Consider the following 10,430-nt stretch of genomic DNA (forward strand, 5'->3'; position numbering starts at 1 on the left):
ACTTACGAGTTGAGGGATGGCAGAGGGCAGAGGGCAGAGGGCAGAAGGTTTTGAGTCCATTTAGATTTTCTCATCTAAACATGTGTTTTCAGAATCGGATTTAGTATCAGTAAATATTTAAACCAAAAAGATCTCCCTTTATTTTAAAATTTTTAAAAGAAGATCTAAAGCAATTACTATAAGGATTTGGGGATTTGGGGGTTTGGGAAAAAGCCTATTACTTCGTTGTTCAACTTGGGAAATTTAATCAAAGAAAAATTCGTCGAACTGATGTTCAATAAAGCAAATTACTCAGAAATCACCATTTCAAAAGATTGAACTGCTCCATATCAATTGTGTCGCGGTTACGATAAATTGCTAGCACGATCGCCAAACCAACAGCAGCCTCGGCAGCAGCAACAGTAATCACAAAAACAGTAAAAATTTGTCCCTTAATTTCCCCCGCATCCAGGAAATTAGAAAATCCCATCAAATTAATATTGACCGCGTTAAGCATCAACTCGATCGACATTAACACTCTTACTGCATTACGACTCGTAACCAAGCCATAGATCCCAATACAAAATAACGCCGCACCTAATAACAAAAAATATTCCAGTTGCACAGTTTCTTAATTCTCCTTTCTCGTTAACTGTTATTTTTTTAAAGAAGGCTAATAAAAAAATTGAACCTTCTGCCATCTGCTTTTGTTAATCAGTCGAATCCCCCAGAGAAGCCAGTTCCCGAGGACGCTCTGGTAAAGTCAAACTAGTAGCAATAGTCTCTTGTTTCTCTACTGGTTCAGGTATTAAATCCCGACGAGCAAGAATAATTGCCCCGACCATAGCCATTAACAACAGAACTGAAGCCAATTCAAAAGGCAAGAGAAAATCACTAAAGAAATGTTCGCCGATCGTGACTACCGTATTCTCAATAACCGCAGGAGAAACTGTATTCTCTGCCCAAGGCGTAATCAGAACCACAGTTGACAGCAGAGCGAATAAACCAAAACAGACAACTGCCGTTGCCGCATCACGAATCCAACGACCAGGAATTTTGGAGAAATCTTCTTGTTTATTTACCAACATGATGGCAAATAGAATCAAGACATTAACCGCTCCAACATAGACCAAAATCTGGGCCGCTGCGACAAAATCCGCATTAAGCAGCACATACAATCCTGAAATGCTTAAAAACACCCCTGCTAACAAAAAAGCAGAGTGTACGATATTCGACAATAGGACAACCCCTAGTGCTGTCCCCAACATCATAATGGCTAAGATGCCGAAAGAAACTATTTGAACGCCTTCTGCTAAGGTCACTGCTTTCTCCTTTACTTATTATCAACAATCTCTTCAGGACGCTTTCCTGCACGCTGAGAACCAGCAGGCAGATCATGGGGGTCCATAACTCCTTTGGGCAAATAAGCTAATTCTTTTAACGCTGTGACCGCAGGATCTTGAGTAACCTTGTAAGGCAAACGGCCCAAAGCTACATTATCGTAGTTGAGTTCATGGCGATCGTAGGCTGCCAACTCATATTCCTCTGTCATAGAAAGACAGTTGGTCGGACAATATTCCACACAGTTACCGCAGAAAATACAAACCCCAAAATCAATACTGTAATGATTAAGCTTTTTCTTTTTAACCTTTTTATCAAATTCCCAATCAACGACAGGAAGATTAATCGGGCAGACGCGAACACAAACTTCACAAGCGATACATTTATCGAACTCGAAGTGAATCCGACCACGATAACGTTCGGAGGGAATAACTTTTTCGTAAGGATACTGTACGGTAACAGGTCGGCGTTGCATATGGTCAAAAGTGACAGATAACCCCTGACCAATGAACTTAGCAGCTTGCAAACTTTCTTTTGCGTAATCTTGAACTTGTTTTAGTACTTTAAACATTTTCGTTGATTGTTAATTATTTCACTGGTTACTAATCATTAACTAATTATTGTATTCATCCGCCAAAGGCTATGGGAAAAGCTAACTTAAGTGCTGCGGTAATTAAAAGATTGGCCAAAGCGACAGGAAGCAAGAATTTCCATCCCAGATTTAACAATTGGTCAATACGAACGCGGGGCACTGTCCAACGCAATAATACAGCAATAAAAATGAGGAAATAGGCTTTCATCAGGGTCATGATAATACCCAAAGATGCGGTAAGCACTTGTAACCAAGGTGTGGTTTCACTAACTCCTAGCCATCCGGCAAATTGATCCAAAGGAACAATAAATTCCCAACCACCAAGATAAAGAACCGCGAAGACTAGAGCAGACAATACTAGATTGACGTAAGAGCCTAGATAAAATAAGGCAAATTTCATCCCTGTATATTCGGTCTGATATCCTGCTACCAATTCTTCTTCTGCTTCTGGAAGGTCAAAGGGCAAACGTTCACATTCTGCCAAAGCCGAAATCCAAAAAATGATAAAACCTGCAGGTTGTCGCCAGACATTCCAGCCCAAAATGCCATAACCCGACTGCTGTTCCACAATATCAATGGTGCTGAGACTATTAGACATCATGACCACTGCCAAAACTGCTAAAGCTAGAGGAATTTCGTAACTAATAGATTGGGCGGCGGCTCTTAGTCCCCCAAGTAGGGAATATTTGTTGTTAGAGGCATAACCCGACATCAACAAGCCAATAGGAGCAATACTGGAAAGAGCAATCCAAAGAAAAATGCCAATATTTAAATCGGTAATATTGACACTCTGCCCAAAAGGAACAATTAAATAAGATAAAAATACTGGTACTACCACCAAAACAGGCCCCAGGGTAAATAACCAAGGATCAGCTTTAGCAGGAATCACATCTTCTTTAAATACTAGTTTAATGCCATCGGCAACGGGTTGTAAGACTCCCAATGGGCCAGCATATTCAGGGCCAATCCGCTGCTGAGCCGCAGCAGAAATTTTCCGCTCTAGCCAAACTACGACTAACACTCCTACTGTGGAGCCGATAATCATTAATAACATGGGTAAAGGCAACCAGAGAGCCTTTGCGATCGCGTGAGGCAATCCTAACTCACTCAGAGCTTCGATGAAACTTCCTTGAAGGTCAATTCCTGAATTCATGGTTGTTGGTATGGTTAATTTAAAGTACGCTCTAATTTAGTGTGTTTTATGTATAGAACTTGCATTCTAAGTAAAAGATACACTATCCCTGCCATCAAGGCTCAGTAAAATATAACTCTTTTAAGCCTAAAACCTAACACTTAAAAACCTAACACCAATCTTGACGAGTGAATAAATTACCAAAAAAGCCAAAAAAAGTGAAAGGCCAAAATCGCGACCTTTCACTAAATTAATTATTTATTAAACTTTTAATTGTTGCTTTACCAATCCGCACTGGAACTAGGGTTATAAACTTCACCTTCAAATGGTTGAATGCCGATTTCAGGATACTCGTCATTAGTGGGGCCAAAGAGACGGAGAAACCCTTCAGCTAGATAGTTAACCATACCACGTACAGTTTCGATAACTTTCATAATAATTCACCTGCAACTTGCTAATTAATGAGTAAATAAACCTAATGTTACTTAAACTATTGTTTGAGCTAGATATTGCTTTGTTTCTCTATATTTCCATTATGGGATCAAAGGGGATCGCTATGTGAGAAATCAGTGATTATTGAAATGAATATTAATCTTTATCCGTTATAAATTATATTTGATTAGCAAAAAATAAAGTTTCCCTAACTAAAGTAAAGAAAAATCAAACGATGACAGAGAGCATCAGAGTTTAGCTCTCTTGCCTTCTAAAACAAAAACAATAATCCTTTTTTAAGGAGCTGGAACTATGTATTCCGATTCGATCGCGGGTAATCGTCCAGATTTGGACAAAGTTTGGTAGAGCATAGCTGCGACTTCCGCCCTAGTAGCAGATTCATTTGGGTTCAAAGATGTTAGGGCAAAACCTTCACGATTGACCGCTAGGCCAGCTTCTGTCGCTGCGGCAACTTGGTTTAATGACCATTCTGGTAATTCTTCGCGATCGCTAAAATTCTGCAAAATCGCCTCGGCATTGCCACTAGGCTCCAGTTTCAACCCAGTTGCTAGGGCCACTAAAACTTGATAGCGGGGGATATTTTGTTCTGGAGAAAAATTGCCTTCTGAGTAACCATTCATAAAACCAGTAGCAACTGCTTTGTTGATATCAGTGACCACCTCACTATTGTCGGCAGGGACATCCTTAAATTGCTTGGTAGCCTCGATTTCAGGATTATCTTCAAAAGCATGACTAATTAATCCAGCCATCCCTGCTCTAGTAATTGGCGCATCGGGTTCAAAAGTCTCAGATTCGGGCAATAACTTTTCTTCTCCTAATTTGGCCAGGAAAGGATATGCCCAATAATCTGGGGCAACATCAGAAAATGCACTAACGCTGGTAGTTTCAGTATTGGCTTCTTCCTCAAGCTCAGGAGTTTCAACCTCAGACTCCGATTCGGTGTCAATAGCAGCTATTTCGGGTTCAGTTTCAGACTCGGTTACAACCTCAGACTCCGATTCGGTGTCAGTAGCAGATATTTCGGGTTCAGTTTCAGACTCAGTTACAACCTCAGATTCCGATTCTGGTTCAATAGCAACTATTCCGGATTCAGTTTCTGACTCGGCTTGAGGGGTCACCGCTTCCGGCTCAGGACTAACCACCTCGGATTCCGATTCTAATTCCGTAATTCCTTCTTCTGTTGTAGTTTTTGGTTTATCAGCTTTGGTTATAGAGGGAATAGCGGCAATAGGAGTAACAGAACGAAAATAATTATTTTTTTGATTGGAATTATCCTTAGCAGCAGAGCCAATAGAAATACTATCTGAAGGACGAATCTCCTTTGATGAAGCAGGATCAGAAGATTCTTGTTGAGTATTTAAGACATCCAGATTGTCTGTGCTGGCAAAATCTTGAGAATCTAGAGTTGCATCAGTGGTTTCTGTAGTTTGACTAGAGGAAGATAAAAAGCCGCTTTGGGACAGATTAAAATCACTTTTCCTGCCACCTAAAGACCAGAAAAGAATCGCTCCAATTGCTCCAAATGCCACAAGCCCAGCAATCCACTCTTCCGAGTTATCTCTATAGGCTCGCATACGGATATTTTGTCGAATACGACGTTCCTCTGGGGAGGGAGTAGGCGGTTGCGAGGGTTCTGAAGGTTGAGGATTCGGGGGAGATGAATTAGTCATATCGCAATGAGTAACTAGACGTTATAGATATTCTTTAATCAAGATTAAACCACAAGTATTTTAGAACCGTCTAAAGTCAAAAGAAATCTTCGGGTTTGCTTGGCAGGAAAAAAGTTTATAGCTAAGGAACGATTAAAACTGGACAAGGAGCGAGATCGATCGCCCGATGCGCCACACTTTGGCTGGTATCGTCTTTTGGCAAGCCCAATCCCTTAGTTCCCATGATCATGAGATCAGCGTCAATCTCATCCGCGACATCGCAAATAGTAAAAGAGGGAATTCCCGTTTTTTCTAGAGTTTCGACAGTAATATTTTGTTGGGCAAATAAGGTTTTTGCGCCTTCAAGTAATTTGGCAACTTCGGTTTCAGAACTCATTCCTCCTGGGGCCTCTGGATCTACCACCGACAATAAGACCAAACGACTATCGTATTTTTTTACTATATTAATTACGACATCTGCTGCTTCGCGAGTTTCTCGACTCCCATCAATAGGGAATAAAACTGTTTTGAACATCTTTACCTAACTTTTGAAATTAATTTTTTGAAGGCAGAAGGCAGAAGGCAGAAGGCAGAGGGCAGAAGGATTTATTTAGAACATTCTGTTATCTGTCTCGTGACTTGTACCTTAGTTTGACTTTAATTTAAGAATACCGAAGTCAAGATTATAAATAATTAAAAAAATATATCATGCAAATTGAAAGAATTCCGGTTTTGTCAGATAATTATGTCTTCCTGCTTTTTGATGAACAACAAAAGATTGCTGCGGTGGTTGATCCTGCTGTAGCCCAACCAGTATTGAACAGGATACAAGAGCTGGAAGTGGATTTAATCGCTATTTTCAATACTCATCATCATCCTGATCACGTGGGAGGGAATCGCAAGCTGTTACAACATTTTCCTGATCTCGTTATTTATGGGGGCGAGTCGGATAGAGGTCGCATTCCTGAGCAGCATGTCTTTTTACAGGAAGGCGATCGCGTAAAGTTTGGCGATCGCGAAGGTCAAGTTTTCTTTGTTCCAGGTCATACTCTTGCCCATATTGCTTATTATTTTGCTCCTCTGACGCCAGGAGAAACTGGGGAATTATTTTGTGGTGATACTTTGTTTGCTGGTGGCTGTGGCAGATTGTTTGAGGGAACTCCTAGTCAAATGGTTAATTCTCTGGGCAAAATTAGAGCTTTGCCTGATAATACCCGTGTTTGGTGTGCTCATGAATATACTTTGAATAATTTAAAATTTGCTTTGACCGTCGAGGCAGGAAATAATATTTTGCAAACTAGGTATCAAGAAGTAAAAGAACAACGCGATCGCGCGATCGCGACAGTTCCTTCTTTGTTGGGTGTTGAAAAACAAACTAATCCTTTTTTGCGTTGGGATTTTCCTGCCCTAAAATCTTTTACTAATCAGGAAGAACCAGCACGAGTGTTCGGTAAATTACGGGGTATGAAGGATTTGTTTTAATTGAAAATTGAAAATTAATAATTACTTGCATTAAAGCACTAGCTTCGCATCGTCCTCGAATGGGGAAAAATTCAACATTGAAAATTAATAATTTATTCGACTCCTATCCCAAATTATGGGCTTTGGGTAGTGGCATTTTGATGGGGTTGGCTCCCGCACCAGTCAATGCTTGGTATTTGGCTTGGTTTGTTTTGGCTCCTCTCTGGTTGTTAATTCGCGATCGCCAAAGATCTCTTAAGGAAATATTTTTATTAGGTTTGCTCTGGGGCGCTAGCTACCATGGAACAGCTTTATTTTGGCTGACAGGACTTCATCCTATGACTTGGATGGGTATTCCTTGGATTGCCAGTTTATTTATTGCAGTGTTTTGTTGGCTGATTGTTGCTTCATGGGGTGCCGCTTTAGTTGGTTTATGGTCGCTTTTATTTGCCTATATTAATCAGAAACTACAAACAAAAACTGATCAAGTCTCTATTTCTCAAATTTTATTTAATGTTTTAATTGGGATCACTATATGGTGTTGTCTCGAAACTTTGTGGAGTTATGGCTCTTTATGGTGGAGCTCACTTTCTTTTACCCAAAGCCCTCATAATTTAATTATTTTACAGTTAGGTCAATTGTCTGGCTTCAATACGGTCACAGCATCTTTAGTTGCCGTAAATGGGGTATTAGCAGAAGTCATTTTGCTCTGGCAAAAGCGATCGCAAACAAAAGATAAGATTACTTTAGTTGCATTGCCTATATCCTTATTTATTTTTTTACATCTTATTGGCTTATATTTCTATTTAATTCCGATTAACAAGAACAATATTCAAGAGATTAAAGTTGGTATTATTCAAGGTAATATTCCCAATGAAATCAAACTATATCCCAAAGGTTTAGCCAAGGCGATCGAAGGTTATACTTCCGGCTATAGAAAATTAGCTAGCCAAGGAGTTGATATTGTTTTAACTCCAGAAACAGCTCTCCCTTTTTATTGGAAAAGTGTAATTCATAATAGTTCTTTTTATAAAGCTGTCTTGCAAGAAAAAGTGCCCGCTTGGGTTGGAGCTTTTGGCACGGTGGACAAAAGTTTTACGAATAGTCTATTTACCCTGGCTGGGGATGGAGAAACCCTGAGTCGTTATGACAAATATAAGTTAGTTCCTTTTGGGGAATATATTCCGTTTGAAGCTGTTTTAGGCAAAGTAATCAATCGATTATCTCCTTTAGATACCCATTTGGCAGCAGGGAGCTCCCAGCAAACTTTTGATACTCCTTTTGGCCGGGCAATTGTGGGCATTTGCTATGAATCAGCTTTTGCTGAACATTTTCGCCGCCAAGCAAAAGCGGGAGGTCAGTTTATTATTACTGCTTCTAATAACGCCCATTATAGTGATACGATGCCTGCTCAGCATCATGCCCAAGATGTGATGCGCGCGATCGAGAGCGATCGCTGGGCAGCACGAGCTACAAATACCGGATATTCTGCAATTGTTGATCCTAGAGGCCATACGATTTGGATTTCTAAGATCAATCAATATGAAGTTCATGCAGGCACTATTTACCAAAGAGATCATCAAACTCTGTATGTTAAATATGGCAATTGGTTAACTCCATTGTTATTGTTTGGCAGTATATTTTTGGGATTAAAAAAACTATTATAAAAAATCACTAGGCGAAATCTAGCTCATTAATATTTGTTGCCGTAATATCAGTAAGAGTTGCTAAAGTTTGACTGGTTGCAGTCTCAATAATGTCGGTATCTGTTCCATTTTGAGTGATTGTCAGACTGCCAAAACTCAGACCACCACTCAACTCCAGAATGTCAATGCCATCCTCAAAATCTTGAATGATATCGCGATCGCCTGTCAAACCAGATGCTAAGACAAAGCGATCATTGTCTGGCCCACCTTTTAAAGTATCAAGACCTAAACCGCCAATGAGACTGTCATCACCATTTTTCCCATAAATAAAATCAGCACCGATACCGCCATAAATAGTATCACTGCCCTTATTTCCAATTAATCTATCATTGTCTTCCTGGCCGTAAAGAATGTCGTCTCCAATGTCACCATAGAGAGTGTCATTCCCATTTTGACCAAGAAGTATGTCGGCTCCTGCTTCGCCATTGAGAAGATCATTCCCATGTCCACCAATGAGACTATCATCATTATTTCTTCCAAGAAGGATGTCAGCCCCGATACCGCCATCAAGAGTATCATTCCCATCTTCTCCAATTAACCTATCATTATCCTCTTGCCCGTAAAGAACATCAGCGCCGATTCCACCATAGAGAGTATCATTGCCCTCATTGCCATTTAGATAGTCATCATCCTCTTGACCGTAAAGAACATCAGCGCCGATTCCACCATTTAGGGTGTCATGATTATTTCTTCCAAGAAGTATATCGGCTCCAGCTTCGCCATTGAGAACATCATTGCCGTTCCCACCAATTAAGCGATCGTCGTTATCTTGACCAAGAAGGAGATCGTTGCCATCAAGACCATAAAGAGTATCTTTGCCTGCACCGCCTATTACTGTATCATCTAGATTAGTACCATTGATTACTTGATTTGTAGCGATCGCGATCGTGACAGTGCCAGTATCAGTCAAGTTGCCATCGCTAATGGTGTAGCTAAAGGTATCAGTTGCTGATTCACCATCATTCAAACTGTCAAATTGCCCATTGGGATCATAATCAAAGGTGCCATCACCGTTATTAGTGACTATTCCTAAAGTTCCAGTAGTGTCAATCGCAGTGATAGTAAGGGAATCTCCTTCGGGGTCAGTATCGTTAGCGAGCGCACTGCCAGTGGTAAATGGCGTATCTTCATCGGTGTTAAAACTATCATCATTGGCAATAGGGGGATCATTTACTCCAGCGATCGCGATCGTGACAGTGCCAGTATCAGTCAAGTTGCCATCACTGATGATACAGCTAAAGGTATCGGTCGCTGATTCCTTATCATTCAAACTGTCAAATTGACCATTAGGATCATAATTAAAGGTGCCATCACCATTGTTTGTAACTATTCCTAAAGTTCCTGTGGTATCAATAGCAGTGATAGAGAGCGTATCTTCGTTAGGATCCGTATCATTAGCAAGTACACTGCTAGTGGTGAATGCTGTATTTTCATCAGTGTTAAAATCTCTGCCAAAAACAATATAGCTCTCTCCCGCTCGATCAACACGATTCGGGTCAGCTTTATATGCTCCAGTAATAATGTCAGCAAGACCATCGCCATTGAAATCTCCAGCGCTACTCACTGACCGGCCTGAATAATCACGCTCATTAATTCCATTAAGAACAAAACCATTGCTGCCATCAAGGTTTGACAACTCAATGGAAGAACTGGGATTACTAGTCCCGAAAACCACGTAGCTCTCTCCCGAAAGACTACCATTAGGGTCAGCAAAGTTTGCCCCAATAATCAAGTCAGCAAGCTCATCACCATTAATATCTCCCGCACTACTTACCGAAAAACCTGAATCATCACCCCCATCCATTCCATTAAGAACAAAACCATTGCTGCCATCAAGGTTTGACAACTCAATGGAAGAACTGGGATTACTAGTCCCGAAAATCACGTAGCTTTCTCCTGAACTACCGTCAGCATCAGGAGCACCAATAATAACGTCATCTAAACCATCGCCATTGAAATCTCCCGCACTACTTACCGAAAAACCTGAATCATCACCCCCATCCATTCCATTAAGAACAAAACCATTACTGCCATTAAGACTTGATAATTCAATAGAAGAACTGGGATTACTAGTCCCGAAAACCAAATAGCTTTCTCCTGCTCCATTAACGTCATTA

General features: G+C 40.5%; 10 protein-coding genes. 2 read left to right on the plus strand and 8 right to left on the minus strand.

The annotated features are described in order from the left end of the window. Positions 1-298: 298 nt before the first annotated feature. From nuoK to XEN7305_RS01325, 7 genes are all read right to left on the minus strand, one after another. Positions 299-604: an NADH-quinone oxidoreductase subunit NuoK gene (gene nuoK / locus XEN7305_RS01300; protein ID WP_006507509.1), complete on the minus strand. Its 306-nt coding sequence runs from the start codon at positions 602-604 to the stop codon at positions 299-301. A gap of 85 nt (positions 605-689) precedes the next feature. Continuing rightward, entirely contained in the window at positions 690-1,301 is a 612-nt protein-coding gene (locus XEN7305_RS01305) for an NADH-quinone oxidoreductase subunit J (protein ID WP_006507510.1), read from the minus strand. 11 nt (positions 1,302-1,312) lie between these two features. Then, positions 1,313-1,891: an NAD(P)H-quinone oxidoreductase subunit I gene (gene ndhI, locus XEN7305_RS01310; protein ID WP_006507511.1), complete on the minus strand. Its 579-nt coding sequence runs from the start codon at positions 1,889-1,891 to the stop codon at positions 1,313-1,315. Between the two features lie 55 nt (positions 1,892-1,946). After that, positions 1,947-3,065 carry an NADH-quinone oxidoreductase subunit NuoH gene (gene nuoH, locus XEN7305_RS01315; RefSeq protein WP_006507512.1) on the minus strand — a complete coding sequence of 373 codons (1,119 nt, stop codon included), beginning with the start codon at positions 3,063-3,065 and terminating at the stop codon, positions 1,947-1,949. 260 nt (positions 3,066-3,325) lie between these two features. Next, complete coding sequence (locus XEN7305_RS29240) at positions 3,326-3,478, minus strand: hypothetical protein (RefSeq protein WP_006507513.1); 153 nt, start codon at positions 3,476-3,478, stop codon at positions 3,326-3,328. A gap of 294 nt (positions 3,479-3,772) precedes the next feature. Continuing rightward, positions 3,773-5,167 (minus strand): S-layer homology domain-containing protein, encoded by a 1,395-nt coding sequence (locus XEN7305_RS26280; protein ID WP_006507514.1) that lies wholly within the window; start codon positions 5,165-5,167, stop codon positions 3,773-3,775. Between the two features lie 121 nt (positions 5,168-5,288). Next, positions 5,289-5,681 carry a universal stress protein gene (locus XEN7305_RS01325; RefSeq protein WP_006507515.1) on the minus strand — a complete coding sequence of 131 codons (393 nt, stop codon included), beginning with the start codon at positions 5,679-5,681 and terminating at the stop codon, positions 5,289-5,291. Between the two features lie 173 nt (positions 5,682-5,854). Here XEN7305_RS01325 and gloB point away from each other — a divergent pair, with 173 nt between their 5' ends. Then, positions 5,855-6,628 (plus strand): hydroxyacylglutathione hydrolase, encoded by a 774-nt coding sequence (gloB, locus tag XEN7305_RS01330; protein ID WP_006507516.1) that lies wholly within the window; start codon positions 5,855-5,857, stop codon positions 6,626-6,628. Positions 6,629-6,768: 140 nt separating this feature from the next. Next, on the plus strand, positions 6,769-8,274 hold the full coding sequence (lnt, locus tag XEN7305_RS01335) for an apolipoprotein N-acyltransferase (RefSeq protein ID WP_040896344.1): 1,506 nt from the start codon (positions 6,769-6,771) through the stop codon (positions 8,272-8,274). Between the two features lie 7 nt (positions 8,275-8,281). Here the strand turns inward: lnt and XEN7305_RS01340 are convergent. Continuing rightward, positions 8,282-10,430: Ig-like domain-containing protein (locus XEN7305_RS01340; protein WP_006507518.1), on the minus strand; the 2,149-nt coding region annotated here is incomplete at its 5' end.

Origin of the sequence: Xenococcus sp. PCC 7305 (genome assembly GCF_000332055.1) — a bacterium.
In the GTDB taxonomy this organism is placed as follows: domain Bacteria; phylum Cyanobacteriota; class Cyanobacteriia; order Cyanobacteriales; family Xenococcaceae; genus Xenococcus.